The following is a 23,663-nucleotide window of genomic DNA, read 5'->3' as shown; positions in this document are numbered from 1 at the left end:
GTCAGATCAGTAATGCGGAGGCGGCGGCTCTTCGGCCGAATCGGAATACAACGCGGTGCGGACCTTGCCGAGGTCTTCAAGCAGGATGCGGGTGAGGTCGGCATTGCGATTGCCTTCCATACGCGCATCGGCAAGTGCCTCGCTCAGTTCGGCCAGCGCCTGCTCCTGGAAGGAGACGCGCATTTCCAGCTCGATCAGGCGTGCTTCCAGTGCCTGTTCGCGCTCGGAGGGTGTGGACTCATGCATTCAACGAACGTCCCCGGCCAATGCCGTAGTAAGCCAGGCCCGCAGCTTCGATGTCCTGCGGGTCGTACAGATTGCGGCCGTCGAAGACGACCGCATCGTTGAGCATTTCGCGCAGACGGATGAAATCCGGGCTGCGGAACTGCTTCCATTCGGTCACCACGACCAGCGCATCGGCACCCTCGAGGGCGTCATAGGCGTTGTCGCAGAACACCAGATCATCGCGCTCGCCGAAAATGCGGCGCGCTTCTCCGGTCGCTTCAGGATCATAGGCGCGCACCTGCGCACCGGCCTCCCACAACTGCGCCAGCAGGCGGCGGCTGGAGGCTTCCCGCATGTCATCGGTGTTGGGCTTGAACGCCAGGCCCCACACGGCGAACGTCTTGCCGCGCACGCCTTCATCCTCGCCACGATCGTAATGGCGCTGGATCAGGGCGTACAGATGGCCTTTCTGATGCTCGTTGACGGCTTCGACCGCATTCAACAGCTTCGGCTCATGCCCGTACTGTTGCGCGGTCCGGGCCAGCGCCTGCACATCCTTGGGAAAGCACGAGCCGCCGTAGCCGGCGCCGGGATAGATGAAGTGCCAGCCGATGCGTGGATCCGAGCCGATGCCCTGACGGACCTGCTCGATGTCGGCACCGACCTTCTCGGCGATGTTGGCGATTTCGTTCATGAACGAAATCTTCGTCGCCAGCATCGCATTGGCCGCGTACTTGGTCAGCTCGGCCGAACGCACATCCATCTCCACCACGCGGTCGTGGTTGCGGTTGAACGGCGCATACAGGCGGCGCATCAGTGCGACCGACTCGGGGTTGGACGCGCCCACCACGATGCGGTCCGGCCGCATGCAGTCGGCGACCGCGTCACCTTCCTTCAGGAATTCGGGGTTGGAGACCACGTCGAACGCGATCTCCACGCCGCGCTCGGCCAGCGCCTGCGCGATGGCCTCACGGACTTTGTCGGCCGTGCCTACCGGCACGGTCGATTTGTTTACCACCACCACCGGCACGGTGATGTGCCGGCCGATGGTGCGGGCCACGGCCAGCACGTACTGCAGGTCGGCACTGCCGTCCTCGTCCGGTGGCGTGCCCACGGCAATGAAGATCACCTGGCCATGCGCGACCGCCGCGGCGGCATCGGAGGTGAAGGTCAACCGCGACGCAGCGTGGTTTGCCTTGACCATCGGTTCCAGGCCGGGCTCATAGATCGGGATGATCCCGCGGTTGAGACCGTCGACCTTGGCCTGGTCGATATCGACACAGATCACCTGGTGGCCAACCTCGGCCAGGCAGGTACCCGTGACAAGACCGACGTAGCCGGTACCGAAAATCGCAACGCGCATGGGCGGTGGGGCTCCAGATCCGTTACGGCAGGACGTTCAGCAGCTCGACGTCGAACGTCAGCGTCGCGTTCGGACCGATCGGACCACCCGGGGTGCCCTGCTCGCCATAGGCCAGCTCGCCCGGAATCCAGAAGCGGTACTTGGAACCGGTCGGCATCAGCGAGACGCCTTCCGACCAGCCCTTGATCACCTGGTCCAGACCGAACTCGATCGGCTGGCCGCGCTGGTAGCTGCTGTCGAAGACGGTGCCGTCGAGCAGCTTGCCTTCGTAGTTCACGCGCACCTTGCTGGTCGGCATCGGGCGCTCGCCCGAACCCGGACGCAGCACCTGGTACTGCAGGCCCGAAGCGGTGGTCACCACGCCCGGCACGGTCTTGTTCTTGGCCAGGAAGTTGTTGCCTTCCACGCGGTTGGTGCCGGCCTGGGCGGACGCCTTGGCCTCCATCTCAGCCTGCTTGCCCTTCATGAAGCCTTCCAGCGTGGCCTTGGCCTGCTCGGCGGTCATCTTCGGGGTGCCATTGTTGAACGTGGTGCTGACCGCGTCGAACAGCGCGTCCAGATCCAGATCGTCCTTCAGCGGGGCCAGCGACGGGCCCACGGCGAAGCTGCCCAGCATCAGGCCGACCTTCTCGCGGTCCACCTTCGGCGGCGCGGTACCCGGCGCAACGCCCGGAACCGGCTGGCCGTTCTTGGCCATCACAGCCTGGCGCAGGGCAGCGTCGGTCTTCTGCGCTTCTTCCTGGCTGATCAGCGGCTGCTTGCCTTCAAAGGCGTTGGTCACACCGCGGCGCAGGGCGGCCAGGTCGATCTCGCTGGAAATCGGACCGAACGAATTGGCGACATCGATACCGATGGCATAGCCAAGCTTTTCGCGTTGGGTGTTCAAAGTGGAAGTCTCCTTGACAGCCGCGCGGGCGGCTGGTTGTTGCGACATCGCGGTACCGGTGGCACCCATCGCCAGAATCAGAACCGACGCCGCGGCGCCGCGCATTCCCATCTTCATTCGCTGCATTCCTGGAAGTGACTGGACGCCGACGTCGGCGCGAAAGCAACCATTGTCGCACGCGCGTCCGAGATGTCGATATCGTCAGCGCTTGTTGGCGGTGACAGAAAGTTCACGTTCGATCGCCGCGACCAGCTTCGGGTCGTCCGGCGTGACCTTGCTCGGGAACTGTGCCACCACCCGGCCATTGCGGCTGATCAGATACTTGTGGAAGTTCCAGCCCGGCGACACGCCCGTGGCGGTGGCGAGACTGCGGTAGAGCGGCGTCGCATCCGGCCCGGTCACCACCACCTTCTGGAACATCGGGAACTTCACGCCGTAGGTCAGCGTGCAGAACTCCTGGATCTGGGCCTCGTCACCCGGCTCCTGGCCCTTGAAGTCATTGGACGGGAAGCCCAGCACCGAGAAACCGCGTGCGCTGTACTTGCGCTGCAGGGCTTCCAGACCTTCGTACTGCGGGGTGAAACCGCACTTGCTGGCCGTGTTGACCACCAACAGCACCTTGCCACCGTACTGTTTGGCCAGATTGACCTCACCCTTGCCCGCCAGTGGGCGGTAGCTCACATCCAGCAGATCGGCCGCCTGGGCCGATGCGCCAACCAGCAGGCCAACGGCCAGCAGCAACAACGACCCGCGCCGGGCAAGGTCGCGACGGACGGGTGGCAACAAAGACACGTAATGCATCGCGACACTCCAAGGTGGAAAAACGAGGGCTCAACCGGCCTGGCAAGGGCTGCCAGGACTGCGGCGGCACTATATCACCGCTGTTTTTGCCGTCGGATGGCCGTGGGACGGCCCCCTGGAGGGCGCCGTGTTCAGGGGCCGCTTTGCCGTGTCTGGCCGTGTCAGCGCGATGACACGGATCCTGCGAGCATCGCCTGAATGCGCCCATGGCTTGCCATACCATTGACATCAATGAATGTGCGCTGGCGGGAAACGCCAGCCCACGCAGACACCTATCCATTTAAATTCAACACGTTACGATGAACACATGCCTGTCATACGCCCCCTGCCATCAGTTGGGTACGCCACCCTGTTGACCTTGGGCGTGCCGGTGTTATAGTTGCATACAACACCAGTCACCTAGACAGGGGAAGCCCATGAACCGCATGCGCCACCGCCACTCCGCCACTGCCATCACCGCCGCCTCGGCGCTGCTGCTGCTTGGCTGGTTCGGCATCCCCTCCGGTGACGCTGGCAGCCCTGCCAGCGCCGATGTGTTTGAAGGCCCGCAGGACGCAGGCGTCATCGAGGCAGGGAACGCCACTGGCGCCCCCACGTCCCCCCGCCGGCTGCACAGCTCCCTGTCCATGCCTTACTTCTCATTCGCGCAGTCGCTGAACCCACGGAGCTGACCATGAGCGATATTCAATGGAGCGATGGTGCTCCGATCTACCGCCAGCTGAAGGAGCGCGTGATCGCCATGATGCTTGACGGCATCATCAAGCCTGGCGACGCCCTGCCCTCGGTCCGGCAGGTTGCCGCCGAGTACCAGCTCAACCCCATCACCGTATCGCGCGCCTACCAGGAACTGGCTGATGAAGGCCTGGTCGAGAAGCGCCGCGGCCTGGGCATGTTCATGACCGATGAGGCGGCCACGCAGCTGCGCAGCAGCGAGCGCGACCGCTTCCTCAATGAAGAATGGCCGCTGGTCCTGGAGCGCATCCAGCGCCTGGGCCTGAACCTCGACGAATTGCTGCCCCAGGGGAAATCCTCATGAATGCCGTTGCAAGTGATGTCGTCATTTCCGCCCGAGGCCTGCGCAAGGCCTATAAACAGACCGTGGCGCTGGACAACACCAGCTTCACGATCGCGCCCGGCCGCATCACCGGCCTGATCGGCCCCAACGGCGCCGGCAAGACCACCCTGCTCAAGGCGCTGCTCGGCCTGACCTCGGTGGAAGGCGAGCTGCGCGTGCTCGGGTTGGACCCGAGCGAGCAGCGCAACGCCCTGATGAACGATGTCTGCTTCATCGCCGACGTGGCCGTGCTGCCGCGCTGGATGAAGGTGCGCGAGGCAATCGACTTCGTCGCCGGCACCCATCCGCGTTTCGACCGGGCGCGCTGCGAGCGCTTCCTGGCCTCCACCAAGCTGCACCCCAAGCAGCGCGTACGTGAACTGTCCAAGGGCATGATCGTGCAGCTGCACCTGGCGCTGGTGATGGCCATCGATGCCAAGGTGCTGGTGCTGGACGAACCTACCCTGGGCCTGGACATCCTGTATCGCAAGGAGTTCTACCAGCGCCTGCTGGAGGATTACTTCGATGAGCAGAAGACCATCATCGTCACCACCCACCAGGTGGAGGAGATCGAGCACATCCTCACCGATGTGATGTTCATCCGCGACGGCCGCATCGTGCTCACCACCGATATGGAAGACATCGGCGAGCGCTATACCGAAGTACTGGTCTCGGCAGATACCGTGGAGGCCGCACGCGCGCTCAAGCCGATCGACGATCGCGCCCTGCCCTTCGGCAAGACCGTGCTGCTGTTCGACGGGGTGCCACGCGCCCAGCTCACGCCCCTGGGCGAAATCCGCAGCCCCGGGCTGGCGGATCTGTTCGTGGCCATCATGAAGGGAACCTACGCATGAACACCGTCAACCACCCCATCAGCAAGGCCAGCGCGTTCAAGTGGCTGCTCAAGCGCGAGTACTGGGAAAACCGCGGCGGATTCCTGTATGCGCCGGTGATCGCCGGTGGCATCTCGCTGGTGATGAGCCTGCTCGGCATCGTGTTCGGCCTGGTCGCCATGCACCGTGCGGTCAAAAGTGGCGGCCTCCACCTCAACGACGAGAACGTCAGCATCAACGGGCTGGACCTGGGCCTGCTGACCAACAAACTCGATGCCAGGAATCTGCATGACCTGGCCAACGGCCTGGACGTGACCCTGATCCTGAGCTCGGGCTGGCCGCTGATCGTGCTCGCCTTCGTGGTGTTCTTCTACTGCCTGGGTGCCCTGTACGACGACCGCCGCGACCGCAGCATCCTGTTCTGGAAGTCGCTGCCGCTGTCGGATACCTCCACCGTTCTGTCCAAGGCGTTGAGTGCGTTGCTGATCGCACCGATCATCGCGGTGATCGCCTCGGCCCTGACCATGTTCGGCTTCCTGGTGATGATCTCCATCGTGGTGATCGCGCACGGCGGCGATGCCATGCTGCTGATCTGGGGCCCTGCCAGCCCGCTGACCATCATCGCCGGCCACCTGTCCTGGATTCCGGTCTATCTGCTCTGGGCGTTGCCGACCGTGGGCTGGCTGCTGCTGTGCTCGGCCTGGGCCAAGACCAAACCGTTCCTGTGGGCCGTGATGCTGCCGCTGTTCGCCGGCATCATCGTCAGCACCACCAAGGTGATGACCCTGTTCGATCTGACCGGCGGCTGGTTCTGGAAGCACATCGTCGGCCGCCTGCTGCTCAGCGCGGTCCCGGCCACCGACCAGTTCTACCGCGGCGAATCGATCTTCAGCGGTGCTGGCAACATGGAGAACGTGGCCAACGAACTGGGCCCGACCCACCAGCTGGCCGCCTTCGCGATGCCGGAACTGTGGATCGGTGCCGCCGTCGGCGTGGTGTTCCTGTTCCTGGCCATCCGACTGCGCCGCCGCGCCGGCGAAATCTGATCCCTGACCCTCCTCGAGGAATCACCCATGATCCGCACGCTCGCTGTTGCTTCCCTGCTGTTGCTGCCGCTGACCGCGCTCGCCAATGAGCCGCAATGCACGTTCAACGAAGCTCGTGACCTCAAGCTCGACCTGGCCGGTGCCAAGGCGGTGGTGTTCGAGGTCAACCAGCACGATCTGGTACTGCAGGCCGGCCCGGGCGCGGCCCAGCTCGGGGGGCGCGCCTGTGCCTCCAAAGCGGACTGGCTGCGCGAACTGACCGTGACCCAGCAGAAGGTCGGCGACAAGCTGGTCGTCCGCCTGCAGCGCGAAAGCCGCAACACGCTCACCATCAGCGGCAGCAGCTATGCCTACCTGGACATGCGCGGCACCGTGCCGGACACCATCCTGGTGCAGCTCAAAGTCGGCTCGGGCGATGCCAGCGTCACCGGTGCGCACTCGCTGAGCGCCGACGTCGGCTCGGGTGACATCAAGCTTCAGGAGATCAAAGGCCTGGTGACCGCCGCGGTCGGCTCGGGCGATGTCATCCTTGATGGCGCCGGTGCACTGAACCTGCTCTCGGTCGGCTCCGGCGATTTCAAGGCCCGCAACGTGCGCGGCGATGCGAAGGTCGGCACCATCGGCTCGGGTGATTTCGAGCTGGATACGGTCGGTGGCAACGTCGAGATCGGCGTAGTCGGCTCCGGTGATACCGACGTACGCAAAGCCAAGGGCAATGTACGCGTCGGCACCGTCGGCTCCGGCGACACCGACCTGCGCGATATCGGCGGCAGCGTCACCGTGGACCGCCATGGTTCGGGCGATGTCACCGTCCGCGATGTCGGCGGCGACCTGCGCGTGGCCAACAGCGGCAGCGGTGATATCCGCCACAGCAACGTGCGCGGCCGGGTTGAACTGCCGCGCGGCAAGTAAGCCCTCCTTCTCTGACGGATACGCATCATGACGACTCGACTGCTGCTGCCTGCCCTGCTGTTGTGCCTGCCGATCGCAGCCTGTACGGCCCCCGACAGTGGCAAGGGCAAAGCCCCCGCCGACCAGGGCGCCGCCGCGCCGGCCACCAGCGCGCTGGATACCGATGGCATCGGCAAGACCGTGCAGGAGGCCACCGACAAGGCCCGCCGGGAAATCAGCCAGGGCAACATTTCCATCGCCAACGGAAAGACGCCGAAGGCGGAGATCAGCCCGCAGGGTGACCTGCTCATCGATGGCAAGGCGGTCACGGTGGATGCCCACCAGCGTGCGCTGCTGCTGGACTACCGCAAGCAGGTCGAATCGCTGGCCGGCGCCGGCATGGAGATCGGCGTGGCCGGCGCCAATCTGGGCGTTAAAGCTGCCGGTGAGGCGATCCGGGGCATGTTCTCCGGTGACACCCAGGGCATCGAAGCGCGGGTGAATGAAGAGGCCAAGAAGATCGAGGACCAGGCCAAGAAGCTGTGTGGGCTGCTGCCGGCCATGATGGCGAAACAGCAGGCGTTGGCGGCCGCGCTGCCGGCCTTCCAGCCCTACGCGACGATGGACCAGAGCGACATCGACGACTGCGGCAAGTAACCCGGCGCTGCCTGCGACGATGCGTCGCAGGCAGGCCCTTCCCGGGGCGGGAGGACTACAATCTAATCTCCCCTCCCGCCGCATGCGTTGCCTGCTCATGAAGAAGCTGAGTCTGTTGCTGTTCGCCCTGTTCTGCCTGGTCGCCACCGGTTGCGATCAGGAGTATCGCAATCACCGCGCCGAGCGCAGCAAGCCCAAGATCACCGTCAGCGACGGCATGGTCACCGTGCGCCGCGCGCCTGCGCCGAACATCATCATCCTGCCCAACGGGCACATGAAGATCGATGAGATCGAGATCCCGCTCAACGAGGAGCAGCACGCGATGCTGCAGGGCATGTTCGGCCAGCTGCAGGTGCTGCGCCAGAACACGCTGACCGACGCCCCGCCGGACCCGGCCAAGCGCTCGGTGAAGATCCAGGTGCCGGAGGGCATGCAGCCGATCCCGCCGGATCTGATCACGAAGATCCCCGAGTTCAAGGATTACACCGAGACCTTCGGCAATCTGCAGGCCGATCGCCACTGAGTGTGTGCGCGAGCCCCGCAGCGACCGTCGGGCCTCTGGGCAAATGTCCCCCGTCCGCCGCCTGGCGGCGACGGCCTCCTCCTTGATTTTGCCCTGAGACCCGACGGCCGCTACGGGGCTCACGCACAAAAAACGGGCCATTCGGCCCGTTTTTCGTTTCAGGGAGTGCGAGCGCTCAACCGCCCCCGCCCCCGCCGGCATGGATGCCACCGGCGGTCAGCGCCGCCGGATCCAGCAGCCTGCGCAGTTCGGCTTCGGACAGGCCACTGTCTTCCATTGCCACGTCCAGCACCGGGCGCTGCTCCTTGTAGGCGCGCTTGGCGATGGCGGCCGCCTTTTCGTAGCCGATGATCGGGTTCAAGGCCGTCACCAGGATCGGGTTGCGATCCAGTGCCTCGCGGACGCGATCCTCGCGCACCTTCAGTCCGGCGATCGCGGTATCGGCCAGCAGACGGGTGATGTTGGCCAGCAGAGTGATGCCATCGAGCAGGTTCGCCGCGATCAACGGCAGCGTCACGTTCAACTGGAAGTTGCCGGTCTGGCCGGCCACGGTGATCGCAGTGTGGTGGCCGATCACCTGGGCACACACCATCACGGTGGCTTCGGGAATCACCGGATTGACCTTGCCCGGCATGATCGAGCTGCCCGGCTGCAGCGCCGGCAGTTCGATCTCGCCCAGCCCGGCCAGCGGCCCGGCATTCATCCAGCGCAGGTCGTTGGCAATCTTGATCAGCGCCACGGCCAACGCGTTGAGCTGGCCGGACAGCTCAACCGCATCGTCCTGCGCGGCGAGGCCTTCGAACTTGTTCTCGGCACTGTCGAACTTGATGCCGGTCTGCTGCTTGAGCTGCTTGGCCACCTGCGCGCCGAAACGCGGATCGGCATTGATGCCGGTGCCGATCGCAGTGCCACCCAGCGGCAGCCGGCGCAGACGCTTGAGGCTGTCTTCGATGCGGTCCTGCGCGGAGGACAACTGCGCCGACCACGCACCGAATTCCTGCTCGAAGGTCAGCGGCATCGCATCCATCAGATGGGTGCGCCCGGTCTTGACCACCTTGCGCAGCGCGCGGCCGCGCTTGTCGATGGTCTTGCGCAGGTGCACCAGCGAGGGCAGCAGCTGCTCATGCACACCCAGCAGTGCGGAGACCCGCAACGCGGTGGGGATCACATCGTTGGAGCTCTGCCCCTGGTTGACGTGATCGTTGGGATGCACCGCGGTCTTGCCGGCCTTTCCGGCGCGGTTGGCCAACGTGGCGATGACCTCGTTGGCATTCATGTTCGAGGACGTGCCCGAACCGGTCTGGTACACGTCGATCGGGAAATGCGCGTCATGGCGCCCATCGGCAACTTCCGCGGCCGCCGCTTCGATGGCCTTGCCGATGTTGCGCGGCAGATGGCCGAGCTCGACGTTGACGTTCGCGGCAGCCCCCTTGACCAGGCCGAGGGCGCGGATGAAGCCGCGCGGCATGCGCTGGCCCGACACCGGAAAATTATCGACGGCGCGCTGGGTCTGCGCGCCCCACAACGCATCGGCGGGCACCTGCAGCTCGCCCATGCTGTCGTGTTCAATCCTGAAACCCTTGCTCATTGCGTCAACTCCGCACGTCTTTCGTGGATGAAAGGGAACCTGCGGCTGGCAACGGGCCTGATTCCCTGGCTGGCGGCTCACATCACGATACTCCCCGCACCCCTGAAACCCAACAATGCGATTGATCGGCTAGACTCGGGATTCGTTTCCATTCAGACAGCCTGCCGCCCCATGGGTGACGATCCCGACAGTAGTACCGGGCGTGCCGCCGCGCACGCACCGATGACCGCCTTCGCCGCCCCGGCGACCGCGGGTGCCGTTCCGCCCTTGGCAGCATCGCTGCGGGGCCGCGGATGATCGGCAACCTCCTGCTTCTTGTGCTGGCCCTGCTGCTGGTGGTGCTCAACGGCTTCTTCGTGGCCGCCGAGTTCGCGCTGGTCAAGCTGCGCCACACCCAGGCCGTCGGCCTGGCCGAAAACAACGGCTGGCGCGGCCGCCTGCTGCTCAACGTGCATTCGCACCTGGACGCGTACCTGTCCGCCTGCCAGTTGGGCATCACGCTGTCCTCGCTGGGCTTGGGCTGGGTGGGCGAACCAGCGTTCGCGCATCTGTTACAGCCGTTGTTCGATACGCTCGGATTGACCCCGGAAGCCTCGCGCCTGACCGCTTTCATCATCGCCTTCAGCATCATCTCGTTCCTGCACATCGTGCTCGGCGAGCTGGCACCGAAATCGATGGCGATCCGCCGTCCCGAAGCGATGTCGCTGTGGACGGCCGCACCGCTGTACCTGTTCTACTGGGCGATGTACCCGGCCATCTGGCTGCTCAACAACAGCGCCAACGCGCTGCTGAGAGCGGCCGGCTGGGGCGATGTGGAGCACACCTCGCACCGCTACTCCCGTGAGGAACTCAAGCTCATCGTGGGCCGTCAGCAGCCCACGGGCACCGCGCCGGACCAGGACCTCACGCTGATGAGCCACGCACTGGAACTGCCCGAGCTGGTAGCCGGCGATCTGATGCGCTCGCGCGACCATATGCGCTCGTTCCGCGACGGGATGAGCCTGGCCGACGTCATGGCCGAGTTCGCCGAGAGCCGCTACAGCCGTTACCCCTGGTTCGACCGCGATGGCGAGGAAGTGCTCGGCATCCTGCACATGAAGGACCTGCTGGTGGAGATCGCCCGCGGCAACCCGACCGACGATCTGCGCCCGCTGCTGCGCCCGGCCAACCTGATCGCGCTGGAGACCCCGGTACCGCTGGTGCTGGAGCGCTTCCGCACCGGCACCACCCACCTGGCGCTGTGCGTGGAAGAGCACGGCCGCATCCTGGGCTACTTCACCCTGGAGGACCTGCTGGAAGTGGTGGTCGGCGATATCGAGGACGAGCACCCGCATATCGTCAAGGACGCCCCGACCCGCGGCGCGGATGGCACGCTGCTGGTGGCCGGCTCGACCTCCATCTTCCGGCTGGAGCGCCTGCTGGGTCATGACCTGAGCGCACCGGACCATCTGAATTCGGTCGGCGGGCTGATCGTTCACCAGCTCCAGCGCCTGCCCGAGGAAGGCGAGCAGCTGGAGATCGATGGGCACCCGTTCACGATCAAGCGCATGGCCGGGCACCGGATCCAGGCGGTGACGGTGCGCATGGCACAGGCCGAGGACGCCGGGGCAGCGTAGAATGACGGCCCCCGCTGCCACCGACCTGCGCCCTGCCATGTCCGAATTCGCCCTGCTCGCCCTGTCCCCGCTCGATGGCCGCTACGCCGGCAAGGTCGACGCCCTGCGCCCGATCTTCTCCGAATACGGCCTGATCAAGGCCCGCGTGAAGGTGGAAGTGGAATGGCTGCTGGCACTGGCCAATGAGCCGGGCATCGTCGAACTGGCCCCGTTCTCGGCTGCCGCCACCGCACGCCTGCGTGCCCTGGCCGACGATTTCGCCCCGGCCCACGCCGCGCGGGTGAAGGAGATCGAGCGCACCACCAACCACGACGTCAAGGCCGTGGAGTACTTCATCAAGGAACAGCTCACCGCCGATGCGGAGCTGGGCCCGGCACTGGAGTTCGTGCATTTCGCCTGCACCAGCGAGGACATCAACAACCTCAGCTATGGCCTGATGCTCGAGCAGGCCCGCCGCGAAGTGCTGCTGCCCTCGCTGGACAACATCGCCGGCGTACTGCGCGCCCTCGCCCACGCCCAGGCTGCCCAGCCGATGCTGTCGCGCACCCACGGCCAGACCGCCTCGCCGACCACGCTGGGCAAGGAAGTGGCCAACGTCGTGGCCCGCTTGGAGCGTCAGCGCCGCCAGATCGCCGCGGTGGAGCTGACCGGCAAGATCAACGGCGCGGTGGGCAACTACAACGCCCACGTCATCGCCTACCCGGACGTGGACTGGCCGGCCTTCGCCCAGCGCTTCGTGGAAAGCCTCGGCCTGGTGTTCAACCCGTACACCACCCAGATCGAACCGCACGACAACGTCGCCGAAATCGGCGATGCCGCGCGCCGCGCCAATATCATCCTGATCGACCTCGCCCGCGACGTCTGGGGCTACATCTCGCTGGGCTACTTCAAGCAGAAGCTCAAGGAAGGCGAAGTCGGCTCCTCGACCATGCCGCACAAGGTCAACCCGATCGACTTCGAGAACGCCGAAGGCAACTTCGGCATCGCCAACGCCCTGTTCGAGCATTTCAGCGCCAAGCTGCCGATCAGCCGCTGGCAGCGTGACCTGACCGACTCCACCGTGCTGCGCGCGGTCGGCACCGCCTTCGGCCACACCCAGGTCGCCCTGGATTCCTTGGCCAAGGGCCTGGGCAAGCTGACCGTGAACCCGGAGCGCCTGGATGCCGATCTGGACGCCGCGTGGGAAGTGCTGGCCGAAGCCGTGCAGACCGTCATGCGCCGCCACGGCCTGCCCAACCCCTACGAACAGCTCAAGGCCCTCACCCGTGGCCAGGGCATCACCACCGAGTCGATGCAGGCCTTCGTCGAATCCCTGGACCTGCCGGCCGACGCCAAGCAGAGCCTGCGCGCGCTGACGCCGGGCGGCTACATCGGCCTGGCGGCGGACCTGGCCAAGGCGATCTGAAGGCACGGGCGAGGCACGGCCGCGCCCCCGAATACCCGTCTATACGCTGCAAGGATCTCCCCCATGGCCGCACGCAAGATCAAAACTCCCGCCATCGAAGTCCAGGCCCGCCCCGGCCTGCCGCTGGGCATGCCCGCCGCCGCCTTCCTGCGCGACTACTGGCAGAAGCGCCCGCTGCTCATCCGCGGCGCCTTCCCCGATTTCGAAACGCCGGTCCAGCCTGAAGACCTCGCTGGCTTGGCCTGCGAAGAAGGCGCCCTGTCGCGCCTGATCACCCACGACCGCGCCATCGATGGCTGGAGCGTGCGTACCGGCCCGTTCCAGGAGGAAGAGTTCCCGGGCATGCCCGATCACGACTGGACCCTGCTGGTTCAGGACGTGGACAAGTGGGACGCCGACGTGCGCGCCCTGATCAGCCACTTCAACTTCCTGCCGCGCTGGCGCATGGATGACGTGATGATCAGCTTCGCCGCCACCGGCGGCTCGGTCGGCGCCCACGTCGACCAGTACGACGTCTTCCTGCTGCAGGCTTACGGCCACCGCCGCTGGCAGATCGACGCCAGCGAATCGATCAAGGGCAAGCGCCCGCCGCTGGACTTCCGCGATGACGTCGAACTCAAGCTGCTGCGCCGCTTCAAGCCGACCCACGATTGGGTGCTGGCCCCGGGCGACATGCTGTATCTGCCGCCGAACGTGCCGCACAACGGCGTCGCCGAGGACCCCTGCCTGACCTTCTCCTTCGGCATGCGCGCCCCGGCCTCGGCCGAGCTGATCAGCGATTACCTCGATACCCTCATCGACGGTGCCGACGAGTCCATCCGCTACCAGGATCCGGACCTGAAGGTGCCTGAGGACCCGAACGAAATCGACGTGGTCTCGATGAACCGCGTGGTCGAGGCGCTCAATGCGATCCGCATGAACGACCCGGACAAGCTCGGCGACTGGTTCGGCCGCTTCATCACCACTTACCGCGCCGCCGGGGAAGTGATGGCGCAGGGCGAACCGCTGCCGCGCGAAGAGATCGAAGCCGCCCTGGGTGCCGGCGTGGAACTGCATCGCCACCCGTGGGCGCGCCTGGCCTGGCGCCGTGCCAAGCGTGGCGCCAGCCTCTACTGCAGCGGCCTGGACTTCGCGCTGCCGGTCAAGGATGCCCAGGTACTGGCCGGCACCGAACAGATCGGCGCGGCGCTCTACCAGAAACTGTCGGCCAAGGGCCGTGATGCCGTGCAGGCGCTGGTTGCCGGCGGCTTCTACCAGCTGGTGGAAGACACCGGGTTCGAGGACGAAGACGACTACGTCGCCGAGTACGACATCGTCGACGGCACCGACGCGGTCGAGGTCATCGACGACAAGGCCACCGAGGCCGACGTGCACGAGGTCACCATCCATGACGACGGCATCGAAGTGATCGTCGATTTCGACGACAGCGACGAGACCGACGGCAAGGACGAGCCCCCGCGCGGCTGATCCGCCCACCCGCCATGGCCGCCCTTGGTTTCCAGGTTGACGTGGTCGATTACCCGGCGCAGCACGCCGCGCTGCACCGGGTGCGCGTCACCGTGTTCGTCGACGAACAGCAGGTACCGGCCGAACTGGAGATCGACGCGCTCGATCCCCTGAGCGTGCACGTGCTGGCCCGGGACGTCGACGGCACGCCGATCGGCGCCGGCCGGCTCACCCCCGATGGCCGGATCGGCCGCATGGCGGTGCTTGCGGCCTGGCGTGGCAGAGGCGTCGGCGACGCACTGCTGCAGGCCCTGATCGATCAGGCCCGGGCCCGTGGCTGGCGCGAGGTCGGGCTGCATGCGCAGTTGCCGGCCCGCGTGTTCTACACCCGGCAGGGCTTCCTGCCGGAGGGCGAGGTCTTCCAGGAGGCGGGCATCGCCCACCAGCACATGCGGCTGGCGCTGACCGGCGCGGTCGCGATCGATCGTGCCGACGAGGCGGTGGCGATCACTACTGCCCTGGTCCACCGTGCCCGCCGCCAGCTCTGGATCCACAGCCGCCACCTCGATCCGGGCCTGCTCGATGCAGCACCGGTCCTGGAGGCCCTGCGCCGCTTCGCCACGGCCCGCCACGACAAACTGGCGTGGCTGATCGTCCACGACAGCGCCGCCATCCGTCAGGCCGGCTCTCCGGTACTGAGCCTGCTGCAACGCCTGCCGAGCGTCTTCCGGGTGCGCGAGGTGAGCGATCCCATCGACCGTGCCGTCGCTTCTGCCTGCGTACTCAATGACGCGGGCGACTACTACTTTCGTAGTAGCGGGCATCGCCTCGATGGAGAGGCGGGGTTGGCCCAACCGGCACGTTCGCGACCGTTGCAGGACGGTTTGCAGCGCGTATGGGAACGTTCGCGTGATTGCAGCGAGCTGCGCGCGCTCGGGCTGTAGCTCACACCCCGGTCCCGAACCTGTCTGGGAATGACACCGCGGGCCCTGCACTGGACCGTACGGTGCCCCTTCCTGTCTCGATGGGGGTACAATTTGGGGTGTTAGATACCGCCCGCGCAGGGCTATTCACTTTTCCCTGCCGGATCATCGAAGCCTTACCCCACAAGCGAATCCGACTCTCCATCGTGGACAATCAACTGAAGCAGTTTGCGCAATCTTCGCAGCTCGCCGGCGGCAACGCCTCCTATATCGAGGATCTGTACGAGCAGTACCTCGTTTCTCCGGACAGTGTCGATCCCAAATGGAAGACCTACTTCGACGGCTTCCAGGGCCGCGAAGCCGGTGATATTCCGCATTCGGCCGTCATCGCCCACATTGCCGACGCCGCCAAAAATGCCGTCAAGAGCGGCACGGCCGCCGGTGCCGGCGACGAGCGCGAGCGCAATGTCGGTCGCCTGATCACCGCCTACCGGTCGCGTGGCCACATGGCCGCCCGCCTGGATCCGCTGAGCCTGACCGCGCCGACCAATCCGCCGGATCTGGGCCTGCCGTTCCACAGCCTGTCGGAAAGCGACCTGGGCAGTGAGTTCAGCACCGGCGGCGTCGCCGGCCAGCCGCGCATGAAACTGCGCGATCTGCTGGAGCGCCTGAAGAAGACCTACACCGGCTCGATCGGTGCGGAGTTCATGCACATCTCCGAGGTCGAGCAGCGCCAGTGGCTGTACCAGCGCCTGGAACTGGCCGGTGGCAGCTACAACCTGGACGCCGATACCCAGCGCCGCACCCTGGAGCGCCTGACGGCTGCCGAGGGTCTGGAGCGCTACCTGCACACCAAGTACGTTGGCCAGAAGCGCTTCTCGCTGGAAGGCGGCGACTCGCTGATCCCGATGATGGACACCATCATCCGTGACGCCGGCAAGGATGGCGTCAAGGACGTGGTGATCGGCATGGCCCACCGCGGCCGCCTGAACGTGCTGGTCAACACGCTCGGCAAGAGCCCGCGCAAGCTGTTCGACGAATTCGAAGGCAAGTTCGAGCACGACGACCACGCCTCCGCCGGCGACGTGAAGTACCACATGGGCTTCTCGGCCGACGTCTCCACCCCGGGCGGCGCCGTCCACCTGGCGCTGGCGTTCAACCCGTCGCACCTGGAAATCGCCGACCCGGTCGTGGCCGGCAGCGTGCGCTCGCGCCAGGAACGTCGTGGCGATACCGCCCGCAAGCAGGTGATGCCGATCCTGATCCACGGCGACGCGGCCTTCTCCGGCCAGGGCGTGGTGATGGAGCTGTTCCAGATGTCCCAGGCCCGCGGCTTCGCCGTCGGTGGCACGGTGCACATCGTGGTCAACAACCAGGTCGGTTTCACCACCTCCAACCCGCTGGATACGCGCTCCACGCGCTACGCCACCGATGTGGCCAAGATGATCGCCGCGCCGGTGCTGCACGTGAACGGCGACGATCCGGAGGCCGTGGTGTTTGCTGCCCAGCTGGCGTTCGAGTTCCGCCAGAAGTTCGCCAAGGATGTGGTCATCGATCTGATGTGCTACCGCCGTTGGGGCCATAACGAGGCCGACGAACCGGCGATCACCCAGCCGCTGATGTACCAGGTCATCCGCAAGCACCAGACCACCCGCGAGCTGTACGCCGCGGCGCTGGAAGCGGCCGGCGTGATCGAAGCCGGTGGCGGCAAGGCGCTGGTCGATGCCTACCGCAACAAGCTCGATGCCGGTGAAGTCACCACCGAGCTGGCCCAGGTCGAAAAGACCCCGGCCACCAGCAAGATGTACGTGGATTGGCCCAAGCTGCTCAACGGCAAGCTCTCCGACGCGGTCTCCACCGCCGTCGGCATGGAGAAGGTCAAGCAGCTGGCGCAGATGATCAACACCGTGCCCGAAGGCGTGGAACTGCACTCGCGCGTGGCCAAGGTCTACGACGACCGTCGCAAGATGGCCGCCGGCGAGATCCCGGGCGACTGGGGCTTTGCCGAGAACCTGGCCTACGCCACGATCCTCGACGAAGGCAACAACCTGCGCCTGGTCGGCCAGGACGTGGGCCGCGGCACGTTCACCCACCGCCACGCGATCCTGCACGACCAGAAGACCGACAACTATTACCTGCCGCTGCGCCAGCTGGTGGAGTCGCCGGAACAGGCCACCATCATCGATTCGCTGCTCAGCGAAGAAGCGGTGATGGCCTACGAGTACGGCTTCTCCACCACCGATCCGAACACCCTGTGCATCTGGGAAGGCCAGTTCGGCGATTTCGCCAACGGTGCCCAGGTCGTGATCGATCAGTTCATCGCTGCCGGCGAAGCCAAGTGGGGCCGCATCACCGGCCTGACCCTGCTGCTGCCGCACGGTTACGAAGGCCAGGGCCCGGAGCACAGCTCCGCGCGTCTGGAGCGTTTCCTGCAGCTGTGCGCGCTGGAGAACATGCTGGTCTGCGTGCCGTCGACCCCGGCGCAGGCGTACCACATGCTGCGTCGCCAGATGCGCATGACCACCCGCAAGCCGCTGATCGTGATGTCGCCCAAGTCGCTGCTGCGCCACAAGCTGGCCGTGTCGACCCTGGACGAACTGGCCAACGGCGAGTTCCAGCACCTGATCGGCGATGCCAACGCAGATGCCAAGAAGGTCAAGCGCGTGGTGCTGTGCTCGGGCAAGGTCTACTACGACCTGCTGGAAGACCAGACCAAGCGTGGCCAGGACGATGTCGCCATCATCCGCGTCGAACAGCTGTATCCGTTCCCGCGCGTGGCACTGGCAGCAGAGCTGAAGAAGTACGGCAAGGCGGCCGATGTGGTGTGGTGTCAGGAAGAACCGCAGAACCAGGGTGCCTGGTACCAGATCCGTCACCACCTGCAGGCGTGCCTGGCCGATGGCCAGAGCATCCATTACGCAGGTCGCGCCCGTTCGGCATCGCCGGCCGCTGGACACATGGCTGACCACATCATCGAACAGCAGAAGCTGATCGCCGATGCCCTGGTCAACACGTTCAACGACTCGGTCGCTGAATAACTCTCCCCCTCATTCTAGAAAAGACAAACCAGGAAGCTCCCGCATGGCCACCGAAGTCAAAGCCCCGGTACTGCCCGAATCCGTCGCCGACGGCACCATCGCCACCTGGCACAAGAAGGTCGGCGATGCCGTCAAGCGCGATGAAAACCTGCTTGATCTGGAAACCGACAAGGTCGTCCTGGAAGTGCCGTCGCCGGTCGACGGCGTGCTGAAGGAGATCAAGTTCGAGGTGGGTGCCACCGTGACCTCCAGCCAGGTCGTGGCGATCATCGAAGAAGGCGCTGTGGCCGATGCTCCGGCGCCGGCCGCTGAAGAGAAGAAGGCCGAGGCCGCGCCGGCCAAGGCTGCCGCTCCGGCTGCTGCCGCCGCGCCGGCACCGGCGGCCAAGTCCGCTGCCGATTCGCTGCCCCCGGGCGCCCGCTTCACCGCCATCACTGAAGGCGTGAACCCGGCCGACGTGGACGGCACCGGCCGCCGCGGCGCGGTGACCAAGGAAGACATCGTCAACTTCGCCCGCAACGGTGGCGCCGGCAAGTCCGGCGGCGCACGTCCGGAAGAGCGCGTGCCGATGACCCGCATCCGCAAGCGCATCGCCGAGCGCCTGATGCAGTCCAAGAACGGCACCGCGATGCTGACCACCTTCAACGAGGTCGACCTGTCCAAGGTCTCGGCCGCGCGCAAGGATCTGCAGGACGAGTTCGTCAAGGCCCACGGCATCAAGCTGGGATTCATGAGCTTCTTCGTGAAGGCTGCCGCCAACGCGCTGCAGCGCTTCCCGCTGGTCAATGCCTCGATCGATGGTGATGACATCATCTATCACGGCTACTCGGACATCTCGATCGCCGTGTCGACCGAGAAGGGTCTGGTGACCCCGGTGCTGCGCAACGTCGAGCGCATGTCCTTTGCCGACATCGAAAAGACCATCGCCGACTACGCCAAGAAGGCCCGTGACGGCAAGCTGAGCCTGGAAGAACTGCAGGGCGGCACCTTCACCGTGACCAACGGCGGCACCTTCGGCTCGCTGCTGTCGACCCCGATCATCAACCCGCCGCAGAGCGCCATCCTGGGCATGCATGCCATCAAGGAGCGTCCGATCGCCCAGAACGGCCAGGTCGTGATCGCGCCGATGATGTACCTGGCGCTGTCCTACGATCACCGCATCATCGATGGCAAGGACTCGGTCCAGTTCCTGGTGGACATCAAGAACCAGCTGGAAAACCCGGGCCGCATGCTGTTCGGCCTGTAAGACCTCCCACCCCTCCGCGCCTGCGCGGAGGGGTTCTGGTAAAGAAACAAGGAATATCTCAATGGCTGAACAATTCGACGTCGTCGTCATCGGTGCCGGTCCGGCCGGTTACCACGCCGCCATCCGCGCCGCGCAGCTGGGTCTGAAGACCGCCTGCATCGACGCTGCGCTGGGCAAGGACGGCAAACCGGCCCTCGGTGGCACCTGCCTGCGCGTGGGCTGCATTCCGTCCAAGGCGCTGCTGGATTCCTCGCGCCAGTTCTGGAACATGGGCCACATCTTTGGCGACCACGGCATCAGCTTCAAGGACGCCAAGATGGACGTCGAGGCCATGGTTGGCCGCAAGGACAAGATCGTCAAGCAGTTCACCGGCGGCATCGCCATGCTGTTCAAGGCGAACAAGGTCACCGCGTACTACGGTTTCGGTGAACTGCAGCCGGGCAACATCGTCAAGGTGAAGCAGCACGACGGTTCGGAAGTCGAGCTCAAGGGCACCAACGTCATCATCGCCGCCGGTTCGGATTCGATCGAACTGCCGTTCGCCAAGTTCGACGGCGAGACCATCGTCGACAACGTCGGCGGCCTGGACTTCACCGAAGTCCCCGCCCGCCTGGCCGTGATCGGCGCCGGCGTGATCGGCCTGGAACTGGGCAGCGTCTGGAAGCGCCTGGGCTCGGAAGTGACCATCCTGGAAGCGCTGCCGGACTTCCTGGCCGCGGCCGATGCCGAAGTGGCCAAGACCGCCTTGAAGGAATTCAAGAAGCAGGGTCTGGACATCCGCCTGGGTGCCAAGGTCTCCAAGGCCGAGGTGACCGGCAAGGGCAAGAAGAAGGAAGTCGCGCTGACCTACACCGATGGTGAAGGCGAGAAGAACCTGATCGTGGACAAGCTGCTGGTGGCCGTTGGCCGTCGCGCCGCCACCAAGGGTCTGCTGGCCGAAGGCACCGGCGTCAAGATCAACGAGCGTGGCCAGATCGAAGTGGACGCGCACTGCCACACCGGCGTCGCTGGCGTCTGGGCGGTCGGTGACTGCGTGCGCGGCCCGATGCTGGCGCACAAGGGCTTCGAAGAAGGCATCGCCGTGGCCGAGCTGATCGCAGGCCTGCCCGGCCACGTCAACTTCGACACCATCCCGTGGGTCATCTACACCGAGCCGGAGCTGGCCTGGGTCGGCAAGACCGAGCAGCAGCTCAAGGATGAAGGCATCCCGTACAAGGCGGGCAGCTTCCCGTTCGCCGCCAACGGTCGTGCCGTGGCGATGATCGAGCCGACCGGCTTCGTGAAGGTCCTGGCGCATGCCGAGACCGACCGCATCCTGGGCATGCACCTGGTCGGTGCGAACGTCTCCGAGCTGGTGCACGAAGGCGTGCTGACCATGGAGTTCAGCGGTTCGGCCGACGACCTGGCGCGCATCTGCCACGCCCACCCGTCGCTGTCCGAAGTGGTGCATGACGCCGCGATGGCTGTCAGCAAGCGCGCGATCCACAAGGCCAATTGAGCCCTGCTGGTGGCGTAACGAAAAACCCCGCCTCGGCGGGGTTTTTTGTGAGCGATCGATCGTGGGGGCCGCTGGCCCTGCCCGATCCGGGTTTCCCTCAGGCAGTCGCCGTGCGCCCGCCGCCCAGGACCCGCGCCGGCAGCATGAACAGTGCGCCCAGGAAGGCGAACAGCGCCGAGAACGTGATGCCGACCAGCCGGAACGGCAGACTCAACAGCCACACGAACGGCCACGCCACCAGGGCCAGGATCGCCAGCGGCCAGCACAGCACGAACAGCAGGCACCACACGCCCAGCGCGAACAGGGTCTTCATCGTCAGTCTCCATTGGCGGCACCCCGCCGCCCCGAGACCACCATCGCGCCCTGCACGGGTGCGCTGCAACGGGTTTGCGACGAAACCGGGAATATGCCGATGAAACGCCTTATTCGAACGAACCCACCGAGTCGTGCGACAGGTTGTCGAACCGGGTGTACTCACCGAAGAATTTGAGCTTGCACGAGCCGGTCGGGCCGCCTCGGTGCTTGCCGATGATGATCTCGGCCAGGCCCTTGTCCGGCGAGGTTTCCTTGTTGTAATAGTCGTCGCGGTAGATGAAGACGATCATGTCCGCATCCTGCTCGATAGCGCCGGATTCACGAAGATCGGCCATCACCGGGCGCTTGTCGGTACGCGTTTCCAGCGAGCGGTTGAGCTGGGACAGCGCGATGACCGGCACGTTGAGTTCCTTGGCCAGGCCTTTCAACGAACGCGAGATTTCCGAGATTTCGGTCGCGCGGTTTTCGCTGTTGCCCGGCACGCTCATCAACTGCAGGTAGTCGATCACGATCAGGCCCAGGTCGTGCTCGCGCTTGAGGCGGCGGCACTTGGAGCGCAGGATCTCCGGCGACACGCCGGGCGTATCGTCGATGAAGATCTTGGTTTCCTTCAGCATCCGGATCGCACCGGTCACCCGGCTCCAATCCTCATCTTCCAGCTGGCCGGTACGCAGGCGCTGGGCATTGATGCGGCCGTTGGAGGAAATCAGACGCATCGCCAGCTGCGAGGCCGACATTTCCATCGAGAACACCGCCACGCCCTTCTTGGACTTGATGGCGGCGTACTCGGCGATGTTCAGCGCCAGCGTGGTTTTACCCATGGCCGGGCGCGCGGCCAGGATGATCAGATCGGTCGGCTGCAGGCCGGCGGTCATCGCATCGAAATCGGTGTAGCCGGTCGGCAGACCAGTGATGTTGCCGCCGTTCTCGAAGCGGTTGCGCAGCTCTTCGAAGGCGTCTTTCAGCGCGCCGGGCATCGCCACGAAATCCGTACGGCCGCGTGCGCCCTGCTCGGCGATCGCGAACACGGATTTTTCCGCTGCCGAGAGCAGTTCGCTGCTCTCGCGGCCTTCGGGCTGGAAGCCGTCGTTGACGATGTCCGTGCCGACCTGGATCAGCTGGCGCAGCACCGCTTTGTCACGCACGATCTCCGCGTAGGCACTGATGTTGGCGGCCGACGGCGTGGTGCTGGCCAGCTCGATCAGGTACGCGCCGTCGCCGACCAGCTCCATCTTGCCCTGCGATTCGAACCACTCGCCCAACGTCACCGCATCGAACGGGCGGTCACGCTCGGACAGCTCGCGGATCGCGCGGTAGATCATCTGGTGATCGCGGCGGTAGAAGTCGGTTTCGGTCAGCTGGTCGTTGACCCGGTCATAGCTCTCCGGGGCCAGCATCAGCCCGCCCAACACCGCCTGTTCGGCCTCGATCGAATGCGGCGGCACGCGCAGGGCGTCGATGCGCATCTCATCGCGATCAAAGCGGTCACCGCGGTCTTTGCGGTCGGAACGGAAGCCAGAACGGGCGGACATGGGGGGCGTACTTCCTGCAGTGTGAGGCGTGGGACATGGTAGGCACGCGGGGAGCCCCGCAGCCATGCACAAACCTGTGGATAAACAGTGGATGAGCTGGGGATACCGGCGCCTGCCGGTACGATCGGCCGGGGCCGTCGCATCGCGTGCGACGGACGCCCTTGCGACGTCCGTCCACGCCATTATCGCAGATGCATGACCCGCTCGCGGTGGATCAGTGCGTGCCGCCGTGGGTGCCGACCCAGGCAATGAAGGTGTCCACGAAGCCCTGCAGGAAGTCCTTGGTGCCCTCGTTGCTGATCGTGCCGTGGGCGTCGATCAGCCCTTCCTTGAAGTGCAGGAAGGCCTCGGGCTGGCCGAGTACCGGCATGTCCAGATAGGCCAGGATATTGCGCAGGTGCTGCTGGGCCAGCGCGGTGCCGATCACGCCGACCGAGGCACCGATCACCGCCGCCGGCTTGCCGGCAAAAGCGCTGTCACCATACGGGCGCGAGCCGAGATCGATGGCGTTCTTGAGCACGCCCGGGACGGAGCGGTTGTATTCAGGGGTGACGAACAGCACCGCATCGGCATCACGGATCTGCTGCTTCAGCCGGACGCCCTGGCTGGGGTAGTCCTTGTCGAAATCCTGGTTGTACAGCGGCAGGTCACCGATCTCCACATAGGAGAACACCGCCTTGCCGGCGGCGAGTTTCTCCAGCGCGTGGGCCAACGCCTGATTGTGCGAGCCCTTGCGCAGGCTGCCGACCAGTACGGCGATCTTGTATTCGGCCATCA

At 65.5% G+C, this 23,663-nt stretch carries 22 protein-coding genes; 14 read left to right on the top strand and 8 right to left on the bottom strand.

Annotation, left to right across the window (positions count from 1 at the left end; translation table 11 throughout):
• Positions 1-6 precede the first annotated feature (6 nt).
• The 4 genes from ABE464_RS03320 to ABE464_RS03305 form a co-directional block, all read right to left on the bottom strand.
• A complete protein-coding gene (locus ABE464_RS03320; RefSeq protein WP_019185948.1) occupies positions 7-246 on the bottom strand; it encodes a SlyX family protein in 240 nt (79 codons plus the stop codon).
• Positions 239-1,588 (bottom strand): UDP-glucose/GDP-mannose dehydrogenase family protein, encoded by a 1,350-nt coding sequence (locus ABE464_RS03315; protein WP_346470731.1) that lies wholly within the window; start codon positions 1,586-1,588, stop codon positions 239-241. The genes ABE464_RS03320 and ABE464_RS03315 overlap by 8 nt, the downstream gene beginning before the upstream one ends.
• 22 nt (positions 1,589-1,610) lie before the next feature.
• Positions 1,611-2,591, bottom strand: a complete 981-nt coding sequence (locus ABE464_RS03310) for an FKBP-type peptidyl-prolyl cis-trans isomerase (RefSeq protein ID WP_259261583.1) — start codon at positions 2,589-2,591, stop codon at positions 1,611-1,613.
• A gap of 84 nt (positions 2,592-2,675) precedes the next feature.
• Positions 2,676-3,275 carry a glutathione peroxidase gene (locus tag ABE464_RS03305; protein ID WP_346470730.1) on the bottom strand — a complete coding sequence of 200 codons (600 nt, stop codon included), beginning with the start codon at positions 3,273-3,275 and terminating at the stop codon, positions 2,676-2,678.
• A gap of 416 nt (positions 3,276-3,691) precedes the next feature.
• Here ABE464_RS03305 and ABE464_RS03300 point away from each other — a divergent pair, with 416 nt between their 5' ends.
• From ABE464_RS03300 to ABE464_RS03270, 7 genes are all read left to right on the top strand, one after another.
• Positions 3,692-3,946 carry a hypothetical protein gene (locus tag ABE464_RS03300; protein ID WP_346470729.1) on the top strand — a complete coding sequence of 85 codons (255 nt, stop codon included), beginning with the start codon at positions 3,692-3,694 and terminating at the stop codon, positions 3,944-3,946.
• Between the two features lie 2 nt (positions 3,947-3,948).
• Positions 3,949-4,311, top strand: a complete 363-nt coding sequence (locus tag ABE464_RS03295) for a GntR family transcriptional regulator (RefSeq protein WP_346470728.1) — start codon at positions 3,949-3,951, stop codon at positions 4,309-4,311.
• Positions 4,308-5,183, top strand: coding sequence for an ABC transporter ATP-binding protein (locus ABE464_RS03290; protein WP_346470727.1), 876 nt, complete (start codon positions 4,308-4,310; stop codon positions 5,181-5,183). Before ABE464_RS03295 ends, ABE464_RS03290 begins: the two co-directional genes overlap by 4 nt.
• Positions 5,180-6,208: a hypothetical protein gene (locus ABE464_RS03285; protein ID WP_346470726.1), complete on the top strand. Its 1,029-nt coding sequence runs from the start codon at positions 5,180-5,182 to the stop codon at positions 6,206-6,208. Before ABE464_RS03290 ends, ABE464_RS03285 begins: the two co-directional genes overlap by 4 nt.
• Positions 6,209-6,235: 27 nt before the next feature.
• Complete coding sequence (locus ABE464_RS03280) at positions 6,236-7,120, top strand: DUF4097 family beta strand repeat-containing protein (protein ID WP_346470725.1); 885 nt, start codon at positions 6,236-6,238, stop codon at positions 7,118-7,120.
• A gap of 27 nt (positions 7,121-7,147) precedes the next feature.
• The gene (locus ABE464_RS03275) at positions 7,148-7,756 is read left to right on the top strand and encodes a DUF2884 family protein (protein ID WP_346470724.1); all 609 of its coding nucleotides are present in this window, start codon (positions 7,148-7,150) and stop codon (positions 7,754-7,756) included.
• 97 nt (positions 7,757-7,853) lie between these two features.
• The gene (locus ABE464_RS03270; RefSeq protein ID WP_346470723.1) at positions 7,854-8,279 is read left to right on the top strand and encodes a hypothetical protein; all 426 of its coding nucleotides are present in this window, start codon (positions 7,854-7,856) and stop codon (positions 8,277-8,279) included.
• Positions 8,280-8,454: 175 nt separating this feature from the next.
• Here the strand turns inward: ABE464_RS03270 and ABE464_RS03265 are convergent, their stop codons facing one another.
• Positions 8,455-9,867, bottom strand: coding sequence for a class II fumarate hydratase (locus tag ABE464_RS03265; RefSeq protein WP_346470722.1), 1,413 nt, complete (start codon positions 9,865-9,867; stop codon positions 8,455-8,457).
• A 293-nt stretch (positions 9,868-10,160) separates the two neighbouring features.
• Between ABE464_RS03265 and ABE464_RS03260 the strand changes: the two genes are divergently transcribed.
• The 7 genes from ABE464_RS03260 (at position 10,161) to lpdA (ending at position 21,039) form a co-directional block, all read left to right on the top strand.
• Positions 10,161-11,483, top strand: coding sequence for a hemolysin family protein (locus ABE464_RS03260; RefSeq protein ID WP_346470721.1), 1,323 nt, complete (start codon positions 10,161-10,163; stop codon positions 11,481-11,483).
• Positions 11,484-11,520: 37 nt separating this feature from the next.
• Entirely contained in the window at positions 11,521-12,888 is a 1,368-nt protein-coding gene (gene purB, locus ABE464_RS03255) for an adenylosuccinate lyase (RefSeq protein ID WP_026070207.1), read from the top strand.
• Between the two features lie 63 nt (positions 12,889-12,951).
• Positions 12,952-14,355, top strand: coding sequence for a cupin domain-containing protein (locus ABE464_RS03250; protein WP_346470720.1), 1,404 nt, complete (start codon positions 12,952-12,954; stop codon positions 14,353-14,355).
• Between the two features lie 14 nt (positions 14,356-14,369).
• On the top strand, positions 14,370-15,278 hold the full coding sequence (locus tag ABE464_RS03245) for a GNAT family N-acetyltransferase (protein WP_346470719.1): 909 nt from the start codon (positions 14,370-14,372) through the stop codon (positions 15,276-15,278).
• A 185-nt stretch (positions 15,279-15,463) separates the two neighbouring features.
• Positions 15,464-18,295, top strand: a complete 2,832-nt coding sequence (locus tag ABE464_RS03240) for a 2-oxoglutarate dehydrogenase E1 component (RefSeq protein WP_346470718.1) — start codon at positions 15,464-15,466, stop codon at positions 18,293-18,295.
• Between the two features lie 43 nt (positions 18,296-18,338).
• On the top strand, positions 18,339-19,541 hold the full coding sequence (sucB, locus tag ABE464_RS03235) for a dihydrolipoyllysine-residue succinyltransferase (protein WP_121037965.1): 1,203 nt from the start codon (positions 18,339-18,341) through the stop codon (positions 19,539-19,541).
• Between the two features lie 61 nt (positions 19,542-19,602).
• The gene (gene lpdA / locus ABE464_RS03230; RefSeq protein WP_346470717.1) at positions 19,603-21,039 is read left to right on the top strand and encodes a dihydrolipoyl dehydrogenase; all 1,437 of its coding nucleotides are present in this window, start codon (positions 19,603-19,605) and stop codon (positions 21,037-21,039) included.
• Between the two features lie 97 nt (positions 21,040-21,136).
• Here lpdA and ABE464_RS03225 read toward each other — a convergent pair whose 3' ends face one another.
• The 3 genes from ABE464_RS03225 to ABE464_RS03215 form a co-directional block, all read right to left on the bottom strand.
• The gene (locus ABE464_RS03225) at positions 21,137-21,352 is read right to left on the bottom strand and encodes a hypothetical protein (RefSeq protein ID WP_346470716.1); all 216 of its coding nucleotides are present in this window, start codon (positions 21,350-21,352) and stop codon (positions 21,137-21,139) included.
• Positions 21,353-21,461: 109 nt separating this feature from the next.
• On the bottom strand, positions 21,462-22,886 hold the full coding sequence (locus ABE464_RS03220; RefSeq protein ID WP_121037974.1) for a replicative DNA helicase: 1,425 nt from the start codon (positions 22,884-22,886) through the stop codon (positions 21,462-21,464).
• Between the two features lie 214 nt (positions 22,887-23,100).
• Complete coding sequence (locus ABE464_RS03215; protein ID WP_346470715.1) at positions 23,101-23,661, bottom strand: NADPH-dependent FMN reductase; 561 nt, start codon at positions 23,659-23,661, stop codon at positions 23,101-23,103.
• Positions 23,662-23,663 lie beyond the last annotated feature (2 nt).

The sequence above is a fragment of the Stenotrophomonas sp. TWI587 genome, assembly GCF_039674145.1.
GTDB lineage: Bacteria > Pseudomonadota > Gammaproteobacteria > Xanthomonadales > Xanthomonadaceae > Stenotrophomonas > Stenotrophomonas maltophilia_AY.
Note: the sequence above shows the minus strand (reverse complement) of the source record. Positions and strands in the feature narration are given on the sequence as shown.

Bases quoted from the DNA above. Each gene is read 5' to 3' on its own strand.
- ABE464_RS03320 (WP_019185948.1), bottom strand. From the start codon at position 246: ATGCATGAGTCCACACCCTCCGAGCGCGAACAGGCACTGGAAGCACGC.
- ABE464_RS03315 (WP_346470731.1), bottom strand. From the start codon at position 1,588: ATGCGCGTTGCGATTTTCGGTACCGGCTACGTCGGTCTTGTCACGGGT.
- ABE464_RS03310 (WP_259261583.1), bottom strand. From the start codon at position 2,591: ATGAAGATGGGAATGCGCGGCGCCGCGGCGTCGGTTCTGATTCTGGCG.
- ABE464_RS03305 (WP_346470730.1), bottom strand. From the start codon at position 3,275: ATGCATTACGTGTCTTTGTTGCCACCCGTCCGTCGCGACCTTGCCCGG.
- ABE464_RS03300 (WP_346470729.1), top strand. From the start codon at position 3,692: ATGAACCGCATGCGCCACCGCCACTCCGCCACTGCCATCACCGCCGCC.
- ABE464_RS03295 (WP_346470728.1), top strand. From the start codon at position 3,949: ATGAGCGATATTCAATGGAGCGATGGTGCTCCGATCTACCGCCAGCTG.
- ABE464_RS03290 (WP_346470727.1), top strand. From the start codon at position 4,308: ATGAATGCCGTTGCAAGTGATGTCGTCATTTCCGCCCGAGGCCTGCGC.
- ABE464_RS03285 (WP_346470726.1), top strand. From the start codon at position 5,180: ATGAACACCGTCAACCACCCCATCAGCAAGGCCAGCGCGTTCAAGTGG.
- ABE464_RS03280 (WP_346470725.1), top strand. From the start codon at position 6,236: ATGATCCGCACGCTCGCTGTTGCTTCCCTGCTGTTGCTGCCGCTGACC.
- ABE464_RS03275 (WP_346470724.1), top strand. From the start codon at position 7,148: ATGACGACTCGACTGCTGCTGCCTGCCCTGCTGTTGTGCCTGCCGATC.
- ABE464_RS03270 (WP_346470723.1), top strand. From the start codon at position 7,854: ATGAAGAAGCTGAGTCTGTTGCTGTTCGCCCTGTTCTGCCTGGTCGCC.
- ABE464_RS03265 (WP_346470722.1), bottom strand. From the start codon at position 9,867: ATGAGCAAGGGTTTCAGGATTGAACACGACAGCATGGGCGAGCTGCAG.
- ABE464_RS03260 (WP_346470721.1), top strand. From the start codon at position 10,161: ATGATCGGCAACCTCCTGCTTCTTGTGCTGGCCCTGCTGCTGGTGGTG.
- purB (WP_026070207.1), top strand. From the start codon at position 11,521: ATGTCCGAATTCGCCCTGCTCGCCCTGTCCCCGCTCGATGGCCGCTAC.
- ABE464_RS03250 (WP_346470720.1), top strand. From the start codon at position 12,952: ATGGCCGCACGCAAGATCAAAACTCCCGCCATCGAAGTCCAGGCCCGC.
- ABE464_RS03245 (WP_346470719.1), top strand. From the start codon at position 14,370: ATGGCCGCCCTTGGTTTCCAGGTTGACGTGGTCGATTACCCGGCGCAG.
- sucB (WP_121037965.1), top strand. From the start codon at position 18,339: ATGGCCACCGAAGTCAAAGCCCCGGTACTGCCCGAATCCGTCGCCGAC.
- lpdA (WP_346470717.1), top strand. From the start codon at position 19,603: ATGGCTGAACAATTCGACGTCGTCGTCATCGGTGCCGGTCCGGCCGGT.
- ABE464_RS03225 (WP_346470716.1), bottom strand. From the start codon at position 21,352: ATGAAGACCCTGTTCGCGCTGGGCGTGTGGTGCCTGCTGTTCGTGCTG.
- ABE464_RS03220 (WP_121037974.1), bottom strand. From the start codon at position 22,886: ATGTCCGCCCGTTCTGGCTTCCGTTCCGACCGCAAAGACCGCGGTGAC.
- ABE464_RS03215 (WP_346470715.1), bottom strand. From the start codon at position 23,661: ATGGCCGAATACAAGATCGCCGTACTGGTCGGCAGCCTGCGCAAGGGC.